The 20,083-nt window shown below is 48.3% G+C and carries 23 protein-coding genes; 22 read left to right on the top strand and 1 reads right to left on the bottom strand.

Annotated elements, in window-relative coordinates; genetic code table 11:
- Positions 1-36: 36 nt before the first annotated feature.
- The 22 genes from glyA to mreB all read left to right on the top strand — a co-directional run bounded on the left by glyA (position 37) and on the right by mreB (position 19,664).
- On the top strand, positions 37-1,290 hold the full coding sequence (gene glyA / locus Q9R25_RS09015; protein WP_196431275.1) for a serine hydroxymethyltransferase: 1,254 nt from the start codon (positions 37-39) through the stop codon (positions 1,288-1,290).
- Between the two features lie 4 nt (positions 1,291-1,294).
- Complete coding sequence (locus Q9R25_RS09010; protein WP_311283063.1) at positions 1,295-2,242, top strand: hypothetical protein; 948 nt, start codon at positions 1,295-1,297, stop codon at positions 2,240-2,242.
- Between the two features lie 100 nt (positions 2,243-2,342).
- Positions 2,343-2,591, top strand: a complete 249-nt coding sequence (locus Q9R25_RS09005) for a hypothetical protein (protein ID WP_031422247.1) — start codon at positions 2,343-2,345, stop codon at positions 2,589-2,591.
- 65 nt (positions 2,592-2,656) lie between these two features.
- Positions 2,657-3,334: a response regulator transcription factor gene (locus Q9R25_RS09000; RefSeq protein ID WP_012727368.1), complete on the top strand. Its 678-nt coding sequence runs from the start codon at positions 2,657-2,659 to the stop codon at positions 3,332-3,334.
- 3 nt (positions 3,335-3,337) lie between these two features.
- On the top strand, positions 3,338-4,573 hold the full coding sequence (locus Q9R25_RS08995; RefSeq protein WP_196431273.1) for a sensor histidine kinase: 1,236 nt from the start codon (positions 3,338-3,340) through the stop codon (positions 4,571-4,573).
- A 108-nt stretch (positions 4,574-4,681) separates the two neighbouring features.
- On the top strand, positions 4,682-5,380 hold the full coding sequence (locus Q9R25_RS08990) for a hypothetical protein (RefSeq protein ID WP_311283062.1): 699 nt from the start codon (positions 4,682-4,684) through the stop codon (positions 5,378-5,380).
- A 204-nt stretch (positions 5,381-5,584) separates the two neighbouring features.
- A complete protein-coding gene (locus tag Q9R25_RS08985; protein ID WP_196431271.1) occupies positions 5,585-6,796 on the top strand; it encodes a hypothetical protein in 1,212 nt (403 codons plus the stop codon).
- A 98-nt stretch (positions 6,797-6,894) separates the two neighbouring features.
- Complete coding sequence (gene upp / locus Q9R25_RS08980) at positions 6,895-7,524, top strand: uracil phosphoribosyltransferase (RefSeq protein ID WP_012727364.1); 630 nt, start codon at positions 6,895-6,897, stop codon at positions 7,522-7,524.
- Positions 7,525-8,188: 664 nt separating this feature from the next.
- Entirely contained in the window at positions 8,189-8,416 is a 228-nt protein-coding gene (locus Q9R25_RS08975) for a hypothetical protein (protein WP_012727363.1), read from the top strand.
- On the top strand, positions 8,413-8,820 hold the full coding sequence (locus tag Q9R25_RS08970; RefSeq protein WP_074035722.1) for an ATP synthase subunit I: 408 nt from the start codon (positions 8,413-8,415) through the stop codon (positions 8,818-8,820). Before Q9R25_RS08975 ends, Q9R25_RS08970 begins: the two co-directional genes overlap by 4 nt.
- A complete protein-coding gene (gene atpB / locus Q9R25_RS08965; protein ID WP_074035724.1) occupies positions 8,820-9,557 on the top strand; it encodes a F0F1 ATP synthase subunit A in 738 nt (245 codons plus the stop codon). Before Q9R25_RS08970 ends, atpB begins: the two co-directional genes overlap by 1 nt.
- Positions 9,558-9,622: 65 nt before the next feature.
- Positions 9,623-9,844, top strand: coding sequence for a F0F1 ATP synthase subunit C (atpE, locus tag Q9R25_RS08960; RefSeq protein ID WP_012727360.1), 222 nt, complete (start codon positions 9,623-9,625; stop codon positions 9,842-9,844).
- A gap of 71 nt (positions 9,845-9,915) precedes the next feature.
- Positions 9,916-10,443 (top strand): F0F1 ATP synthase subunit B, encoded by a 528-nt coding sequence (gene atpF / locus Q9R25_RS08955; protein WP_012727359.1) that lies wholly within the window; start codon positions 9,916-9,918, stop codon positions 10,441-10,443.
- Positions 10,443-10,976 carry a F0F1 ATP synthase subunit delta gene (locus Q9R25_RS08950; RefSeq protein ID WP_012727358.1) on the top strand — a complete coding sequence of 178 codons (534 nt, stop codon included), beginning with the start codon at positions 10,443-10,445 and terminating at the stop codon, positions 10,974-10,976. The genes atpF and Q9R25_RS08950 overlap by 1 nt, the downstream gene beginning before the upstream one ends.
- 18 nt (positions 10,977-10,994) lie before the next feature.
- Positions 10,995-12,503, top strand: a complete 1,509-nt coding sequence (gene atpA, locus Q9R25_RS08945) for a F0F1 ATP synthase subunit alpha (RefSeq protein ID WP_012727357.1) — start codon at positions 10,995-10,997, stop codon at positions 12,501-12,503.
- A gap of 36 nt (positions 12,504-12,539) precedes the next feature.
- Positions 12,540-13,397, top strand: coding sequence for an ATP synthase F1 subunit gamma (gene atpG / locus Q9R25_RS08940; protein ID WP_012727356.1), 858 nt, complete (start codon positions 12,540-12,542; stop codon positions 13,395-13,397).
- A gap of 34 nt (positions 13,398-13,431) precedes the next feature.
- Positions 13,432-14,850, top strand: coding sequence for a F0F1 ATP synthase subunit beta (gene atpD / locus Q9R25_RS08935; protein WP_012727355.1), 1,419 nt, complete (start codon positions 13,432-13,434; stop codon positions 14,848-14,850).
- 28 nt (positions 14,851-14,878) lie between these two features.
- Entirely contained in the window at positions 14,879-15,289 is a 411-nt protein-coding gene (locus tag Q9R25_RS08930) for a F0F1 ATP synthase subunit epsilon (protein ID WP_012727354.1), read from the top strand.
- Positions 15,290-15,440: 151 nt separating this feature from the next.
- The gene (locus Q9R25_RS08925; protein ID WP_031422261.1) at positions 15,441-16,631 is read left to right on the top strand and encodes an EAL and HDOD domain-containing protein; all 1,191 of its coding nucleotides are present in this window, start codon (positions 15,441-15,443) and stop codon (positions 16,629-16,631) included.
- A gap of 200 nt (positions 16,632-16,831) precedes the next feature.
- The gene (locus Q9R25_RS08920) at positions 16,832-17,050 is read left to right on the top strand and encodes a DUF1146 family protein (protein WP_031422262.1); all 219 of its coding nucleotides are present in this window, start codon (positions 16,832-16,834) and stop codon (positions 17,048-17,050) included.
- Positions 17,051-17,294: 244 nt separating this feature from the next.
- The gene (gene murA, locus Q9R25_RS08915; protein WP_012727351.1) at positions 17,295-18,596 is read left to right on the top strand and encodes a UDP-N-acetylglucosamine 1-carboxyvinyltransferase; all 1,302 of its coding nucleotides are present in this window, start codon (positions 17,295-17,297) and stop codon (positions 18,594-18,596) included.
- A gap of 81 nt (positions 18,597-18,677) precedes the next feature.
- Positions 18,678-19,664 (top strand): rod shape-determining protein, encoded by a 987-nt coding sequence (gene mreB / locus Q9R25_RS08910; protein WP_074035738.1) that lies wholly within the window; start codon positions 18,678-18,680, stop codon positions 19,662-19,664.
- Between the two features lie 41 nt (positions 19,665-19,705).
- Here mreB and Q9R25_RS08905 read toward each other — a convergent pair whose 3' ends face one another.
- Complete coding sequence (locus Q9R25_RS08905; protein WP_159562969.1) at positions 19,706-20,077, bottom strand: VOC family protein; 372 nt, start codon at positions 20,075-20,077, stop codon at positions 19,706-19,708.
- Positions 20,078-20,083: the final 6 nt, after the last annotated feature.

Below are 20,083 nucleotides of genomic sequence, written 5' to 3'. Positions count from 1 at the left end.
GGTGTTGATTTTTAGACATTTAGAGGGGGTCTTCACATGGTAAACACGACGAAGTTGAAAGTGCAGGATGCGGAATTATTTGAGTCAATGCAACACGAGCTCGGTCGTCAGCGCGACAACATCGAACTCATCGCTTCAGAAAACTTTGTTTCAGAAGCGGTCATGGAAGCGCAAGGAGGCGTATTGACGAACAAATATGCCGAAGGATATCCGGGACGCCGCTATTACGGTGGCTGTGAGTTTGTCGACGTCGCTGAGAACTTGGCGCGTGACCGTGCGAAAGAATTGTTCGGTGCAGAACATGCGAACGTACAACCACACTCGGGTGCACAAGCGAACATGGCGGTCTACTTCACGGTGCTTGAAGCAGGAGATACGGTTCTCGGAATGAACTTGTCTCATGGTGGTCACTTGACGCACGGTAGCCCGGTCAACTTCTCAGGTGTGCAATATAACTTCGTCGAATATGGTGTAGACAAAGAGACAGAACACATCGATTACGACGTCGTCGCTGCACTTGCGAAGGAACATAAGCCAAAATTGATCGTTGCGGGAGCGTCGGCATACCCACGTACAATCGACTTCGCGAAGTTCCGTGAGATCGCGGACAGTGTCGATGCTTATCTTATGGTCGATATGGCGCACATTGCTGGACTCGTGGCAGCAGGTCTGCATCCGAACCCGGTCGAACATGCGCATTTCGTCACGACGACGACGCACAAGACGCTCCGTGGACCACGTGGAGGGATGATTCTTTGTAAAGAAGAGTTCGCCAAAGCGATCGATAAGTCGATTTTCCCAGGGATTCAAGGAGGACCGCTCATGCACGTCATCGCGGCAAAAGCGGTCGCGTTCGGTGAGGCACTCCAACCGGAATTCAAAGATTACCAACGTCAAGTCATTGCGAATGCACAAGCACTTGCGGCAGGCCTTGAAGAAGAGGGGCTCCGAATCGTATCGGGCGGAACGGACAATCACCTCTTGCTTGTCGATCTTCGAGGAATCGACATCACAGGTAAAGCAGCTGAGCATGCATTGGATGCAGCAGGAATCACGGTCAATAAAAACACGATTCCTTTCGACCCGGCATCACCGTTTGTCACAAGCGGAATCCGTCTTGGAACGGCTGCGATGACGACTCGTGGCTTCAAAGAAGCGGATATGAAAGAAGTGGCACGTCTCATCGGGCGTGTGCTGAAACAACATGAAGACGAGGCGGTAATCGCGGAAGCACTTCAAGACGTGCGATCGTTAACGGCGAAGTTCCCGCTTTACCCTGAACGAGGCTGAGTCAATGGATATTCGGACACTAGCAGAACGAGAGCTATCCGAACTTCCATTGTTCGATATGACAGAATGGTTGGCTCGTAAAGGGGAATACGATCCTTCTTTCCGTCTTGTCGCCAGTGAGTTTGGTGTCATCACGACGCTCCTCGACCATGGCTATTATGAAGAAGCGAGCGAACGAATCGTGCCGCTCCTCGGGATGAAAGTGCCTGCTGCTTTCCATCGACTAGGTCTTGCGCTAGAAGTGAAGGCGAACGGAAGAAAAGCGGCCAAGCGCCGCTTTCGTTCGTTCTCGTCGGCTGTCATCCAACATTCTGATTTAGCCGAGTGGCGACAGGCGTTCAAGCTCGATAAGAAATGGCTTGGACTTCCGCTCGTCGTTGGTCTTGCGGCTGGAGCGCTCATATTTTGGCCGGATGCCGAACCGCCCGGCGTCACGCCGGACGAGCCGGATGAAGTCGTTGTCGAGACCGTAACGGAAGAAGAAGCACTCGCAGAACGCCTTGAAGAGCTCGAGGCAGAAGTCGCCCGACTCGAAGAAGAGAATGAGAAACTTCAAGATTCGGACGAACAGAAGCCAAAGGAATCAACCGAAGAGGCACCGGACACATCAACGGATGTTGTACCGCTGGCTGAGGTAGAAGCACTCGTCCAAGACAAACAGTACGAAAAAGCCGACCGCCTATTAGACGGGAAAGCGAAAGTCGGACAAGAACAAGCAGTTGGGTTTTATCGACTTCTTGTCGACAATAAATTGGGACAAGCGGACATTGCGGACTATGCGGCTTATCTCGAGTCGTATCCAGAATCCGGTTACAAGGCAGATGTCCTTTGGATGAAAGGGATTGCCGAGAAAAAAGCGAATGACCCGGCGTACCGTGAAACGTTGACGACCGTTTCTGAGATGGAAGGGACGTATTGGGCACCGATTGCGAAGTCCGTGCTCGAAGAATAAGGTGCTACATGAGTAGCGCCTTTTCTCATGAAATTCTAATGAAGTACACCACGATTTCTCGTTTTCCTGTCGTATGATTTGAGGTAGGAGGGATGCGTGTATGAAACGTGTAATGAAAACCATTGGAACAACTTTATTGGCGATCGGACTTATGGGAATCGGGCTTGCCGGATTTTTGTTCTTCACTTCACCTGGACAATCCAGCCTGTCGCAACTATCGCTAGCGGCGCTGGAAGTCGAACAGCAGATGGAACAAGTCGATACGAAGTGGGATGAATGGGAAGATGATTTAGAAAGACGAATCGAGCAAGCCGTTCCAGAAGGCGTTCGTCTGTTTTTTGCGGATTGAATTCGGGAAATGAATAACAATACGTCGAGCGAACTGCTCGACGTTTTTTCAAAGGAGTGAGCAGGATGCAGACGATTCTCGTCGTAGAAGATGATTCGAAGATTGCGCGATTACTGGAGTTGGAATTGAAGCATGCGGGGTATGCGGTCATGGTGGCGACAGATGGTCGTACCGGTTTGGAACGAGCTCTCGCTGATGATGTCGACCTCGTGTTGCTGGACGTGATGTTACCTCAAATGAGTGGACTCGAGGTGGTCCGTCGTCTGAAAGAAGAGCGACCTTTGTTACCGGTTCTGATGGTGACGGCCCGTGGCGATCGATACGACAAAGTGAGTGGTCTTGATCTTGGCGCAGATGATTACATCACGAAACCATTTGAAATAGAAGAGGTGCTCGCACGAATTCGTGCATTTTTACGAATGCGCCAGCTTGTTCGTCAGGACCATTCCGAACAGGTGTTGACGTACGAAACATTGACTGTCGACGTGAATCGTCATGAAGTATATTGTGACGGAAAGAAAGTAGATTTGACTCGACGTGAGTTTGACTTGTTGGTTTTCTTTTTAGAGAATCCGGAGCGTGTTTTGACGCGTGACCAACTCGTCGAACACGTGTGGGGATTCGACTACTATGGGGATACGAATGTCGTGGACGTGTATGTCCGATACGTAAGGAAAAAACTGACCGGCTCTTGGATTCAAACGGTTCGCGGTGTCGGCTATATGTTGAAGCGTGGTGAGTGACCGATGCTACGAACAAAGATTGCGTGGGCGATGACAGGGTTCATGTTGTTGCTTCTTCTCGTCTCCTTTGGCGTGACCTGGTTCGTCGCCAGGCAGGAAATTGTCGATTCGCGTTTTGACGTGTTACTGCAGGCGTTGAATCTCTTGGAAGAAGATGTCCGGAATAGCGATGCGGTATTGTCGCTTCATGAGGACAGTGTCGTGTTAGAACGTCAAGAAAACGGCGAATGGGGAATCATCGGGGGAGAAGTGCCAGACGGAACGACGTTTCCCATCAATTACGGGGAACCGGCCCTCATCGATGATTGGTTTGTGGTCGCGACGACGGATGGACTAGCGTTCGGCTTTCAGGATCGAGATGTGAGCAATACGATTCAAGCGCTCGCAACCATTTTTCTCGTCATGTTCTTCTTTGCTGTTCTCTTGACGTTCCTAGGGACGTGGTGGATTTTACGTCAAGGTCTGTCACCGTTACGCCGATTGACAGAGACGATGGAACGGATCACGGAGTCCGGTAAGTTAGAGACAATCGAAGTGGCTGACCGAAAAGATGAAGTGACGACTCTTTCGGACGGATTTAATCATATGATTGAGCGAGTCGAAGGGACGATGGAGCAACAACGTCGTTTCGTCGCTGATGTTTCACATGAACTCAAGACACCGTTGACCGTCATCGAGGGCTATGCGAAGTTATTACAACGATGGGGACAAGAAGATGAGAGTGTACGTGCCGAAGCGATTGACCATATTTTAACGGAGTCGCGTCAAATGCGAAATGATTTGATTGAACCTATGCTCGAATTGAATCGATTTGCTGCACTCGAACAGGTAGAGCGAGAAGAAATCGATTTAGCTGAACTTGGGGAATCAATAGGAGAACGTTTTTTGCGGTCGCACGGCGTCCATTTACCTATTGAAGCTACAGGAAGCTGGTTTGGTCATCGTGAGTCGTTACAGCGGATTCTTGTCATCCTATTAGACAATAGTTTGAAGTATGCGGAAGAGACGAGCCTTCATTTGAAGAGTGATCGAATTGAGGTACGCGATCGAGGACCGATTCTTTCGGATGATGTGAGGAATCGGCTGTTCGATCGATTCTACCGATTAGATGAAGCGCGCGATCGCAGTGGGAGCGGTCTTGGTCTCGCGATTGCGAAAGAAGTGGCGGACTTGAATGAGTGGACGATCGGGAGTAGATCGAATCATCCGGATGGCAGTATATTTTTTCTGACTCGATGATGAATATTTCGCATTTTCTAATCAACTTCTAATGAAGCCTTAAATATGCTCTCACGGAAGAGGCTTATGATGAAAATAAGAAGAACACATCATGAGGAGGAAACAAACATGAAACGCATCGGTTGGATTATCGGCGCATTATTAGCTGTCATGGCAATTGTTGGAATTGGATTTTACGTAAACGGGAATCAGACGGATACGGTCATTGTTCCACAAGCAATCAATCAAGCGAGTGACGATCGATCAACGGACAACCCAGATGACCCTGATACATCGGATGGCTCAAGTAGCGCATCAGATGATTCGTCAGCAGCGCGAGTGGGGGATGGAGACGACTATGAACTATACGGGACGCTCGTGAAGTTATCGAAAGAAGATGTCACTATCAGCTTCAATGGAAAAGAGTCGACATACCCTTTAGCGGCGACACATGAAATCGATGACGATACACCGCAAGTGGGTGACCGGGTAAAACTCGAATTGAACCGAGATGATGAAGTGAAGGAAGTGGACCGTGAGAGTGGTGATGATGATGCGTATATTTACGGCACGCTCGTCAAACTCACAAATCAAGAAGTTACGATTAAGATCGATGGGAAAGACAACGTATATCCACTTGCCGCACGTTCTGAAATCGATGATGACACTCCGCGTGTCGGCGACCCTGTCAAACTTGAACTAAATCAAGATGGGGCGGTCATTGAAGTCGATCGTGAATCAGAGGACGACCAGAATGAACAAGATGATTCTTCGCAGGACGACTCATCTCAAGATGACTCATCCGAGGATGAGCGAGAAGATGACTAATGAAGTGATAAAAAGGACTAATCTCTTAATGGATTAGTTCTTTTTTTGTTGCTAGACGTTGAAGCATAAAATGAGTTGGACCGCTTTCGTCAAATCATCAGAAACGTAATAATTCTGAAATCATCACAAAAATAGGTTCTATGTTATGATGTACAAGAAAAATTTAGGTGGTTTCCACCTAATTGGGAATGAGGAGGAACATCAATGCGTACGTATTGGGGAATCTTGCTCAGTTGTATCTTGTTGAGTGGATGTGGTGCCGAGACGTTGAACGCGATTGAATTACGTCCTTTGTCTTCCTATCGAGTCGAGCAAGATCCTGAGATACCGTTAATGAAACAAACACAAGAGAAGCTACTTACATACTGTGAGCGTCGTCCGACAGATGTCTTACCAGAGCGACGAGCCAAGGTGGCAGAAGTGACATTTCATCATCCGCTCTATGAAGTACTCGGTTCCAAAACGGTGAAATATTTTGCGGCGGGTGATGAACGTTACGTGACCTGCGCGAACAGCAATGAGTTGATGGAGCGAACGTTTGCCGTGGAGCCGATTCAAGCGTTTGAAGCGCTCGAACAAGAGCGCTTTCAAGAGTCGAAAGTGGTCTCGACAATTGAGTTTGAGCGCATCGATGACCTTGAATCGATTACAAGTACGTTCACATTGAACGAGACGCATGAAGAAGTAATGCCCGACTCGGCTTTCCGTTATACGACACCGGATACGGGAGCGATCTATGTGACGTTCGAGACGATTCGAAATGGGCGTACACTTGACCCGATCATTGAACCAAAACTATTCCCGTTTCAAAGCGGAGAGAATGAAGGGTATGTTTTCTTGACGAGGCGTGCCGATGATCGTCTCACCCTACAAATCGGAGAGGCGTCCTCGCTCAAACAACTCATCCTACCGAATATATATGAGGCTCCTTATATGAAAGTCGATCCGAAAGAAGAGCTCTCGCTAAAGGGAAATCATCGCGAACTCATGAAACGCATCATCTTATCTGATCGACCGATTGAAGGGGATGTGGCTGAAGAGACGTCGTTATCGTTATCGAAAACATATGGAACGGTCCTTGAAATTTGGGGACATGTCCGCCGTCCTGTGACAAACAAGATGTCCACGCGCCCCGCCGAAAGGGAAACGCGCCTGGCAGTTTTTGAATCGGATCAAGATACAATCTGGCTAGACGGACCGAAAACGCAAGAGTTGTTTGACGCCTTGTCTCATATTCAGCCGCATGAAAAACCGTCTACAGCTATCAAAATCGGAGACTTGCATCTGTATGAAGAATTGACTGAGCAATCCTTTGACGTATGGAAAACGGAAACAGAACTCTATTTAGTCGATCAACACACATCTCAATCGTATGAACTTCCGGGCAATGATTATTTCCAGGTCATTCAACCATAAGTGGCGTCTGACCTTTGATAAAATAGAAGTTGGCTCTACCCATCTCAACAGAGTTAGGGTACAATGCTCGAGAGAGAATGAGAGAGGAGTGAAGCAAGATGGGAAAAGTACATGTTTATGACCATCCTTTGATTCAGCACAAAATGACGATTATGCGTAAAGTAGAGACGGGGACGAAGCAGTTCCGTGAACTCGTCGACGAAGTTTCTTCACTTATGGCATACGAAATCACGCGCAGCCTACCCCTAACAGACGTAGAAATCGAGACACCGGTCTCTGTTTCCACTCAAAAGATGATTGCCGGCAAGAAATTGGGAATCGTCCCTATTTTACGTGCAGGACTTGGTATGGTGGATGGGTTCCTCAAAATGATGCCGAACGTAAAAGTCGGTCATATCGGTCTTTACCGCGATCCGGAAACACTTGAGCCACACGAATACTACTTGAAACTTCCGACAGACGTCACAGAACGCGACTTTATCGTTGTTGACCCGATGCTCGCGACAGGTGGTTCGGCTGTTGATGCGATTGCATCACTCAAGAAACACGGAGCGAAGTCAATCAAGTTGGCATGCCTTTGCGCAGCACCAGAAGGCGTAGAGCGTGTACAAGCAGAACATCCGGATGTAGAGATCTATCTTGCTGCACTCGATGAAAAATTAAATGACCACGGTTATATCGTTCCTGGACTTGGGGATGCGGGTGACCGTTTGTTTGGTACGAAGTAATGACTTAAAAGCGAGAATCGCCTATGCGATTCTCGCTTTTTTTACGATTGACACTGAATAATATTTATCATTTACGGATGTCACAAAATAGACACAAAACTAGAGCGAGAAGAATGGCGAACTGGGATGGAATTTATCTATTCTTTCTTATTTAAATAGAATCCCTCGATTTCGAATATAAAACCAGGATTGAGAAAGGGATTTTGAACAGTATGAGATTCCTCACAAAAAAATGGGCGAAATCGCTCGACATGGTAAAAACATCCTCGGTATACTGATACAGGACGTTGAAAACGATTTCAAAATGAAGTCAACAGACGTTTCGTAACTCTTTGTGAACGTAAGCGTTTACCGATTGAATTTTCCAAAACGTGGGGGTATAACTGAACTATTCTTCATCTGATTCCGTTTGTGAAATGTTATAAAGTCAACATTTTTATTTCAACGTTTCTTCACACTTTCTTAAAAAAGTGCTTTGATCGTTTAGTTTATGAAGTGCGTAAAACTATTGATACGACTTGATTTAAAGCGCTTTTATAATTGTGAAATTCATTGACTTCTTATGCCATTTCTATTACTCTGAACTTGTGTGACTTTTGATGGTCACGCGAGTGTGAATTCGTGAAGAACAAGGGAGCACGTGAGACTCGAAAGGGGGATTTGGATGGCGAAAAAAGACAATCGTTATCTATCCTATGCCTCGCTCGCTTCACAAATCTCGACAGCACTTGCTGGACCGATTGTCATCGGTTATCTCGTCGGACAGTACGGCGAAAGACGTGAATTTTGGGGCACGTTTGGTTGGAATGTGTCGATTATCCTTGGACTCGTGTTCGGGGTTACGGCGCTAGTTCTCACCCTTCGGAGTTTATTGACAGGAGAGGACGAATGAATACGATTCAAGCAGACAGAAAAGCACAAAAAGAGTTGATGAAGCGTTATACGAAATGGTTTACCATTTGGTTTGCAATTTTGTTAGTTGGCGCCTTCATCGTCCCGATGTACAAAGCCGTTTTTCTCGGATTGTTCATCGGCGGGGTCGGGAGTCTCATCATTCTACATATGCAGAATCGAAGTGTCATACGTATGTATGACGTCATCGAGCATGGACGACGACCAAAGTCGCACGGGACCGTTTCAAGAATGGCGGTCGGTGCGTTAGCAGTGATAGTCGGTCTTCTCTACGAGGATCGAGTGTCCGTCATCGCGGTGGTAACTGGTCTAATCGCCGGCCACATCATACAATTTGGCGAGTTTACACTTGCCCAGCTCAGCAGGAAAAGAGGTGAATATTAATGGGTCATGAGTTTCCCACATATTCTCTGCACTTTGGGGACTATACGTTATACGGGAGCTGGACGAACGTCATTACAGTGCTAGTTGCAGCGTTACTCGTCTTCGTATTCGCCATTTGGGGGACAAGACGTTTGGCAATGAAGCCGACTGGCAAACAAAACTTCATGGAATTCTTCGCGGAGTTCGTACGTGGAATCATCGCAAGTGCGATGGACTGGAAGACAGGAGGACGCTTTATTGGATTTGGGATGACGTTGATTTTGTTCATTCTCTTCTCAAACTTGATGGGTCTACCGTTTAACGTCATTTCCGGACACTATTTGTGGTTCAACTCACCGACAGCCGATCCTTACGTAACCTTGGCGTTGTCGACACTCGTCGTTGCAATGTCGCACTATTACGGGGTGAAACTGCACGGATTGAAACACTATTCGGCGGAATTCGTAAAACCAGTCTGGTTCTTGCTTCCGATCAAATTGATCGAGGAGTTTGCGAACACGTTGACGCTCGGTTTGCGTCTATACGGTAACATCTTTGCCGGTGAAATCATGATTACCATCATCTTGGGACTCGCGATTACAGCCGAAGGCGCACTCAACCCGCTCGGTGCAATCTTTGCGGTCTTCCCAATGATTCTATGGCAAGGTTTCTCAATCTTTATCGGGGTTATCCAATCCTACATTTTCCTGACGCTTGCAATGGTGTACATCGGGCACAAAGCTTCGGCCGAACATTGATTCGGACATCTCGCCAAAGCGTTACAAACAAATTATTTACTTAACTTTTAGGAGGAATATACACAATGGAACAACTTAATCTTCTCGCAACAGCACTTGTTATCGGACTTGGAGCACTCGCAGCTGGTATCGGTAACGGTTTGATCGTATACGGAACAGTACAAGGACAAGCACGTCAACCAGAACTCAAGAACGAACTTCGTCAAACAATGTTCATCGGTATCGGTTTGGTTGAGGCCCTCCCGATCATCGGTGTGGCTGTCGGTTTCCTTCTCCTCAACTCTTGATTCCGAGTTAACGAGAATAGCATGAGAGGGAGCACGTCTCCCTCACTTATTTAGTCAAGAGGAGGGTATGCATGGATACGATGATGATTGCAGCTGGTGCTGGCGGCGAAGGCCTCCGCATTCTGGATATGATCTTTACAATTTTCACATTCCTCGTACTCTTGGCCCTGTTGAAGAAATTTGCTTGGGGACCACTCCTTGGAATGATGAGACAGCGTGAAGAGTATGTAGCGAACGAAATTGAACTCGCTGAAAAGAGCCGCAAAGATGCGGAACATTATGTCGTTGAACAACGTGATGCACTCAGTGCAGCACGTACTGAGTCAAAAGAAATGCTCGACGCCAGCCGTCGACAAGCAGAAGCAGAACAAGCACGCTTGGTGGAGCAGGCGCGTTTGGAAGCCGAACAAATTAAAATCGAGGCAGAGAAAGCGATTGAGCGCGAGCGTGAGCTTGCGAAACAATCTCTTCAAACGGAAGTCGTCACACAGGCGCTTTCGGCAGCACGCCACGTCCTTCAATCAGACCTTAAAGGCGATGAAGCGAAACAACGTGCCCTCGTCACAGACTTCCTGTCTAAAGCGAAAGGTGCGAACTGATGAACGCATCATTAGCAAAACGCTATGCCAAAGCGCTCTTCGACTTAGCGCGGGAACAAGGCACGCTCGACCAAGTCGAAGCGGAAGTGCGTCTGCTCGATGAAGTGCTCCACGCGACTCCTGAACTCATGGATCTCTTAACGAATCCGGCAGTCAGTGACAGCGAGCTTGCACAGCTTTTAAAAGACAGCTTTGGTGATATGACGGCGATTGTCGTGAACACACTTCTCGTCATGGTCGAAAACGACCGTGCGGCAGAGGTTCGCGCATTGCCACGTTACGTCCGCGAATTGATCAACGACTACCGTGGGATTGCAGAGGGTATTGTCACAAGCGCCTACCCGTTGTCGGCAACAGACTTGAAAGACGTCGAACTCGTCTTCGGACAGAAGCTCGGGAAGACGCTCCAATTGAAGAACGTCGTCGATGAAGAAGTCATCGGTGGACTCCGTGTCCAAGTCGGATACACGACGTACGATGATACGATCGAAACGAAACTTACACGCCTTGAGCGTGAATTGTTGAATGCGTAAGAAATAGGGGTGAATTCAATGACAATCAAAGCTGAAGAAATCAGCGCCCTGCTAAAAGAACGAATCGCTTCGTACGGTTCTGAAATCGAGGTCAGCGAGACAGGTACAGTCATTCAAGTAGGTGACGGTATCGCTCGTGCACACGGACTCGATAACGTTATGGCGGGGGAACTCGTAGAGTTCTCTAACGGCGTAATGGGCTTGGCGCAAAACTTAGAAGAAGGTAACGTCGGGATTATCATCCTTGGCGATTACAAAGGTATCAAAGAAGGCGACTCTGTCAAACGTACAGGTCGCATCATGGAAGTTCCAGTTGGTGAGGCACTCCTCGGACGTGTCGTCAACCCACTCGGACAACCAATCGATGGTCTTGGACCAATCGTGACTGACACGTATAACCCGATTGAGCGTAAAGCTTACGGCGTTATGGCACGTAAATCGGTTCACGAACCACTTCAAACAGGAATTAAGGCGATTGACGCCCTCGTTCCAATCGGTCGTGGTCAGCGTGAGCTCATCATCGGTGACCGTCAGACAGGTAAAACATCTGTTGCCATCGATACGATTATCAACCAAAAAGAAGAGAACATGATTTGTATCTACGTTGCTATCGGTCAGAAAGAATCGACTGTACGTGGCGTAGTAGAGACGCTTCGTCAAAACGGAGCGCTCGACTATACAATCGTCGTTTCGGCATCGGCATCACAGCCGGCACCACTTCTTTACCTCGCACCATTCGCAGGGGTATCGATGGGTGAGTACTTCATGGATCGCGGACAACACGTCCTCGTCGTTTATGATGACCTTTCGAAACAAGCGGCAGCTTACCGTGAGCTCTCGCTCCTTCTCCGTCGTCCTCCAGGCCGCGAAGCCTACCCAGGGGATGTCTTCTACCTCCACTCACGCCTTCTTGAGCGTGCAGCGAAGTTGAACGACGAACTCGGCGGTGGTTCATTGACAGCACTTCCGTTCATCGAGACACAAGCATCGGATATCTCAGCATATATCCCGACAAACGTTATCTCGATCACAGACGGTCAGATCTTCCTTCAGTCGGACCTCTTCTTCTCTGGGGTACGCCCAGCGATCAACGCCGGTCTCTCAGTATCACGTGTTGGTGGTTCGGCACAGGTGAAAGCGATGAAGAAAGTTGCTGGTACACTTCGTCTTGACCTCGCGTCTTACCGTGAGCTCGAAGCGTTCGCTCAGTTCGGATCAGATCTCGACAAAGCGACACAATCGAAGTTGAACCGTGGTCAGCGTACGGTTGAAGTCTTGAAACAAGACTTGAACGCACCGCTTTCTGTAGACAAGCAAGTTATCATCATCTACGCACTCACGAAAGGTCATCTCGATGACATCCCAGTCACAGACATCCGTCGTTTCGAAACAGAAATGAACGCATGGCTCGACCAAAACCGTAAAGACCTCTGCCGTGAAATCCGTCAGACAGGAAACCTTCCTTCAGACGAGGCAATGGTCGACGCAATTACGGAATTCAAAAAGACGTTCTCGCCATCGGTTTAATCCGGTGACGAGCGTCTATTAAGGTGGTGAATCGAAATGGCATCATTACGTGAGATCCAGATGCGGATCACCTCGACCCAAAGCACGAAGCAAATCACGAAAGCGATGAACATGGTGTCGGCATCAAAGTTGAACCGGGCCCAAGGGAACAACGCCAACTTCAAGCCGTACATGGACAAGTTGCAAGAAGTCATCTCGTCGATCGCCGGTGGTACATCAGGCGCGACACACCCGATGCTTCAAGTACGTCCCGTCAAACGGACTGGTTATATCGTCATCACGTCAGACCGCGGACTCGCAGGTGGATACAACGCCAGCGTCTTGCGTGACGTGTACCGTGAACTCAAAGACAAGCACACATCAACAGATGAGTATCGTCTTTACGTAATCGGGAAAGTCGGTGTCCAGTTCTTCAAGTCACGCAACATTCCGGTGTATAGCGCGATGACAGGGCTAAACGACCAACCAACTTTTGTTGAAGTCGCAGAAATCGTCAAACAGACGGTAGGTGCCTTCAGCGAGGGCGAGATTGATGAATTGAAGCTTTGCTACAACTCGTTCATCTCGGTCATCAGCCAAGAAGTGAAGATTCAACAATTGCTCCCGCTCGGGGATATCGAACAGTCCGCATCCAATGTGATGTATGAATACGAACCAGAAGAAGAAACGATCTTAGCGGCGCTCCTCCCACGTTATGCGGAAGGACTCATCTACGGCGCATTGCTCGATGCGAAAGTGTCAGAGCACGCAGCCCGGATGACGGCGATGTCGAGTGCGACAGACAATGCGGATGAACTCATTCGCGGACTCAAACTCAAATTCAACCGCGCGCGTCAAGCAGCGATCACACAAGAAATCACAGAGATTGTCGGAGGTGCGTCGGCGCTTGAATAAGCGCACGCCCTCTAGATTGTAGGAGGCTAACACGATGAACGAATACGGCATGAAAGGCCGCGTAGTCGCAGTCATGGGCCCAGTTATCGACGTAAAGTTCGACAACCACTTACCGAACATCTACAACGCTCTCAAAGTCACACACGTGGCAGCGACAGCGGACGATGTTAGTGTCGACTTGACGCTCGAAGTAGCTGTTCACCTTGGTGACGACACGGTCCGTACGATTGCGATGGACTCAACTGACGGCGTTCGCCGCGGTATGGAAGTACTTGACTTAGGATCACCGATTTCGGTACCAGTTGGAGAAGCGACACTTGGACGTGTCTTCAACGTTCTCGGTAACCCGATCGATGATAAAGAAGTGGCAGCTGACGTGCTTCGTGCACCGATTCACCGTCAAGCGCCAACATTTGACGAATTGTCAACGAAAGTTGAAATCCTTGAAACAGGGATTAAAGTCGTCGACCTTCTCGCACCATACATCAAAGGTGGTAAAATCGGCCTCTTCGGTGGTGCCGGTGTAGGGAAAACCGTCCTCATCCAGGAACTCATCAACAACATCGCGCAAGAGCACAGCGGGATTTCTGTATTCGCAGGAGTCGGTGAGCGTACGCGTGAAGGGAATGACTTGTTCCACGAGATGACGGACTCAGGCGTTATCAAGCAAACAGCGATGGTCTTCGGTCAGATGAACGAACCACCTGGTGCACGTCTCCGTGTTGCCTTGACTGGTTTGACAATGGCAGAGTACTTCCGTGACGAGCAAGGACAAGACGTTCTTCTCTTCGTTGATAACATCTTCCGTTTCACACAAGCAGGTTCTGAGGTTTCAGCCCTTCTCGGACGTATGCCATCGGCGGTAGGTTACCAGCCGACACTTGCGACTGAAATGGGTATGCTTCAAGAGCGAATCACATCGACTGCAAAAGGATCGGTAACTTCGATTCAAGCGGTTTATGTACCAGCCGATGACTACACGGACCCGGCTCCGGCAACAACGTTCGCCCACCTTGATGCAACAACAAACCTTGAGCGTCGTCTTTCGGAGATGGGGATTTACCCAGCCGTTGACCCGCTCGCATCGACTTCACGTGCCCTCTCTCCTGAAATCGTAGGGAAAGAGCACTATGAGGTTGCACGTAACGTTCAACAGACGCTTCAGCGTTACAAAGAACTTCAAGACATCATCGCTATCCTCGGGATGGACGAGTTGTCTGAAGACGACAAACTCACGGTTCACCGTGCACGTCGTATTCAGTTCTTCTTATCACAAAACTTCCACGTGGCTGAGCAGTTCACGGGCCAAAAAGGTTCGTACGTGCCAGTCAAAGAGACAGTACGCGGCTTCAAAGAGATCCTCGAAGGTAAACACGACGATCTTCCTGAAGATGCATTCCGTCTCGTCGGTCCAATCGAAGACGTCATCGAAAAAGCGAAGACGTTGGTCTAAGACCTACGCGGAAGGGGGAAACTAGACGATGAATACTGTTCACGTCAACGTCGTCACCCCGGATGGTGCAGCCTTTGAAGGAGACGCACGAATGGTCATCGCCAAATCGGTCACTGGTGAGCTTGGTATTTTGCCAAAGCACATCCCGATGGTGACGCCACTCGACGTCTCAGTCCTCAAGCTGCGCCACGAAGATGGTGGACGCACGCTGATCGCAATCAGCGGCGGTTTCATGGAAGTTCGTCCCGACACGGTGACGATCTTAGCTGAAACAGCCGAAATGGCGGATAAGATCGACTATGATCGCGCTTCTGCGGCGAAAGTTCGTGCCGAGCGTCGTCTTCAAGACACGAAGCTCTCGGAACTCGAATTCCGTCGTGCGGAACTTGCGCTCAAAAAAGCGATCAACCGCTTAAGCATTCGCGATATGAAAGAATAAGAATGACTCTCACACGAAAGTGTGGGAGTTTTTTTGTTGTTTTTTGGAAAAGATGGGTCTTTTGTCGTGCTTCTAAATGACGGGACTAGTAAAAAATATATGGAAGAAGACCGATAATAAAGGTGGGAACTACCGTAAAGGAGATTAGGGAATGAAAGTTTACGTTGCGCGACAACCAATTTTTGACCAACAATTACGCGTTTGCGGCTACGAATTGTTATATCGCCGCAGCGAAAATAATATTTTTGAGAACGTAGATGATTCGTTGGCAACAGCTGACGTCATTCATAACGCTTACCTTGTGTTCAATTTTCGGGAATTGACAGAAGGGACGCGCGCGTTCATCAATTTCCCTCAGACGTTGATTGAAGGGGAAGTGCCTTCGTTGCTACCACGTCAATCGCTCGTCGTCGAAGTGCTCGAACATGTCGAACCGACGGAGAAAGTATTACAGTCTCTCCGCTCGTTAAGACGTCAAGGTTATACGATTGCACTGGATGATTTCGTATTTGAAGAGAAATATCGCCCATTGATTGGACTCGCCGACATCATCAAAATCGACTATCAAGCGACCCCAGTCGATCAACAGCAAAAATTGATTGATGCGCTCGGACACCGAGTCGAATTTTTGGCGGAAAAAATCGAGACACCCGCAGAGTATGAGATTGCGAAACGACTCGGATATAAAATGTTCCAAGGGTACTTCTTTAGTCGTCCCATCGTGGTGCACGGGGCCGAAGTGCATCCGTTGCGTCACACGCTCATTGAAATGTTGAAAGAGCTCGATCGTCCGGAACCGAGTTTTCGACGGATTTCAGCGCAAATTGAGCGAAGTGTCGACCTATCCTATAAGATGCTCCGTACGGTCAATACGGTGTATCAAAAAGGTCGTCGAACGATTGAATCAATCGAGCAAGCCGTCGCGCGAATCGGACTAGATGAGTTGAAACGATGGTCTTATTTGATGCTTCTTCGAGAGATGCAGACGTCTGAATCGAAAGAACTGATTAAACAGAGTGTCATTCGCGGAAAAATGATGGAGTTGATTGCGGAGGATACATTGACAGATGTATTACCGTTTGATGCATTCATTACGGGAATCTTTTCATCACTCGACGTCATTCTCGATGAGGCAATGCAAACGTTGATTGCAGAGCTTCCGGTGGCGCCTCCTGTAAAGGCAGCGTTACTCGGTGAACAGAACGGTTTGCGAAAGTTGTTAGAGGATGTCATCGACTACGAACAGTTGACGATTCCGCTCCATAACACAGATTCGGATTGGTCTCAATATTACGTCGAAGCGATTCGCTGGTCTCGTAGCCTTGACGAATCGATTGAATAATGTTTGAAATATGTGAGGGGCGTCAATTACTGTAGTAAGACCTTACTGCTGATGACGTCCCTTTTGGTGTGCTTGTAGAGAAAGTGAGTTGATCGAATGGTTCAAACCGCTCGAAGCTTAAGACCCTAAGTCTTTTTTTCTCTAACATGTCATGATATGATTAAAAATGGTACGAATTTTAGAAAAGAGGGGAATCGTCGATGGTCAATACCGTATTTTCGCTAGCGATTTATATCATAGCGATCTACGTCGCTTGGTGGGCACTCTTACCCGTCAAATGGGATAAGTTGCTCAATCAAGTGAGGAGTCCGCAAGCTGCTGTCTTGCGCGTTCTCGTAGCGGTTGTCTTCGGTTCACTGATTGCCCAGTTCTTTTTGGAGTACATTCGACTGGCGCAGGCGCTCGCACCTATACAGTAGTCGCAGAATATTTAACAAACTGTAATCCTGCTGTAACGACTCCTATATGATTATCATGTAGGATAAATTCGTCTGACATGATGTTTTTTTCATTCAATTTGCACTTATTTATTATTCAGATTGATTAATGAATGAAAAATCATCACGTTTTGCAAACCATTCAAATAATCGACATCATCACATCCGGATTCGGATATCGACGCACTATATAAAAAAACAATGAAGTTGGAGGACAAAGAGAGATATGAAGGATTTGATCGTAGTCCGTGGAGGACGTAAACTGTCAGGTACTGTGCGCGTTGAGGGAGCAAAAAACGCCGTACTCAAAACATTGGTTGCCACTCTATTAGCTAGCGAAGGAAAGTCAATCTTACAAAACGTACCACGTCTTGCTGACGTGTACACGATTAACAAAGTACTTCGTCACCTCGGTGCAGAGGTATCGTTCAATGAAGAAAAGAATGAAGTAACTGTCGATGCGTCGGGCGACATCAAAGATGAAGCACCGCTTGAGTACGTGCGGAAGATGCGTGCTTCAATCCTCGTCATGGGACCTCTTCTTGCCCGTCTCGGTCACGCTCGTGTAGCAATGCCGGGCGGATGCTCAATCGGCTCACGTCCGATTGACCTCCACTTAAAAGGATTCGAAGCGATGGGTGCGAAAACGGTCATCGGAAACGGATTCGTAGAAGCTTCTGTAGAAGGCCGTCTCCAAGGTGCTAAAATCTACTTGGACTTCCCATCTGTTGGTGCGACAGAGAACATCATGATGGCAGCTGTGCTTGCAGAGGGTACGACTATCATCGAGAACGTTGCAAAAGAACCTGAGATCGTCGACCTTGCGAACTTCTTAAACGGAATGGGCGCACACGTTCGCGGTGCAGGTACAGAAACAATCCGCATCGAAGGTGTAGAAACACTTCGCGGTGCAGAACACTCGATTATTCCAGACCGCATCGAAGCAGGTACGTTCCTCGTTGCTGGTGCAATCACAGGTAGTGACATCGAAGTCATCGGTGCAGAACGTGAGCACCTTCGTCCATTGATTTCAAAAATGGAAGAAATGGGTGTCCACTTCGAGGATACGGCAGAAGGCATGCGTGTCACGGCACCAGACGAATTGAAGCCGGTTGATGTGAAGACGATGCCACACCCAGGATTCCCGACAGACATGCAGTCACAAATGATGGCACTCGTCTTGAAAGCGGGCGGTACATCTGTCATCACGGAAACGGTGTTTGAGAATCGCTTTATGCACGTCGAAGAGTTCCGTCGTATGAACGCGGACATTAAGATTGAAGGACGTTCAGCAATCGTCAAAGGTGGCGTACGCCTTCAAGGAGCGGAAGTTGTCGCAACGGACCTTCGTGCCGGAGCAGCACTTATTCTAGCAGGTCTCATCGCGGAAGAAGAGACACGCGTTGGAGATTTATATCATATCGACCGTGGATACGTTGACTTCCACAAGAAACTTCAAGCACTCGGTGCTGACATCGAGCGTATTGAAGGAACTGTCGAAGTTGCTGAAGAAATGGTTCAGAACTAAGAAACGAGCACGAATTAGAGGGCGAGGAGAGACTCTTCTCGCTCTTTTCAATGAAGAAACGAACGGAGGAACCTATACATCATGTTTTCAAAAGATATCGGGATTGATTTAGGGACAGCAAACGTTGTCATTCACGTCAAAGGGAAAGGAATCGTCTTAGACGAACCTTCAGTCGTTGCGATAAAACGCTCTACAGGAAAAGTACTAGCAGTCGGTTCAGAAGCGTATGAGATGGTTGGTCGTACACCTGGTGATATCGTGGCGATCCGTCCTCTCCGTGACGGAGTCATCGCCGATTTCGCCACAACAGAAGAAATGCTCCGTCACTTCATCGAGAAAATTCAAGTCCGAGGCTTCTTCGGAGGCATCCGCATGCTGATTTGTACACCTGCGAACGTCACGCCGGTTGAAGCAAAAGCCATTCGTGAAGCTGCTGAGAAAGCTGGCGCGAAAGAAGTCTTCCTCGCCGTCGAACCAAAAGCTGCGGCAGTCGGTTCAGGCATGGATATTTGGAAGCCGGTTGGTCACATGATCATTGACATTGGTGGTGGGACGACCGACGTCGCCATTTTATCAATGGGAGACATCGTCTGCGGTGAGACTATCAAGATTGCAGGGGATCGCTTCGATACGGACATCCTTCGTGCCATCAAAGAGAAGCACAAGCTGATCATCGGAGAACGTACAGCTGAACAAATCAAGAAAGAAATCGCGACGGTCTTCCCAGGAGGGCGTAACGAATCGATGGATATTCGTGGACGTGACATGGTACGTGGATTGCCTCGTACGGTGACCATTACGTCAGAAGAACTTCGTGAAGCGATGGCTGAATCAGCTAATGAAATCGTCGAAGCAGCGAAGCGTGTCCTTGAACAGACACCACCAGAACTTGCAGCGGATATCATCGACCGCGGAATCATCATGACAGGTGGGGGATCACTCCTTCACGGTCTTGACCAACTCGTCGCAGAGCGTGTCATGTTGCCGGTCATGATGGCCGAGGAGCCGACACTCAGTGTCGCGCACGGAACGGGAATCATGCTCGAAAACTTAGATCGATTGAAATAAACAGACAAGCGACCGCGTGCGGTCGCTTGTTTTTTGTATGTTCAACTCAATATTTCGGAGACGAGTGCCAACACGTTGCCTTCAGAATCTTTGAAGAAACTCATCCACGTTTCTGTCGTCCCCATTTTTGCCACACAGTGTGGTTCATCAATGAAAGTCACTCCTGCATTTTTCAACTGAGCATAAGCGTCATCGATGGATGCGATACTCAAATAGAGAATTGGACTTGATTTTGCAAAAACATCATTCTCTGGAGGGGACAACATGAGGCGAACGCCCCCACAGTCGAAAAATGCGAGCAATCCTGCTTGAAAGAGAAAGGGTACCTCAAGCGTGTCTCGATAGAATTGAACGGCACGGTCTAACTCTTTGACAGGGATGTAGATTTGTTTGATTTGTTGAATGAGGCTCATGGGATT

Source organism: Exiguobacterium sp. BG5(2022) (assembly GCF_031844365.1).
Lineage (GTDB): Bacteria > Bacillota > Bacilli > Exiguobacteriales > Exiguobacteriaceae > Exiguobacterium > Exiguobacterium profundum.
The sequence above is the reverse complement of the archived record's forward strand: the minus strand, read 5'-3'. Positions and strand labels throughout refer to the sequence as shown.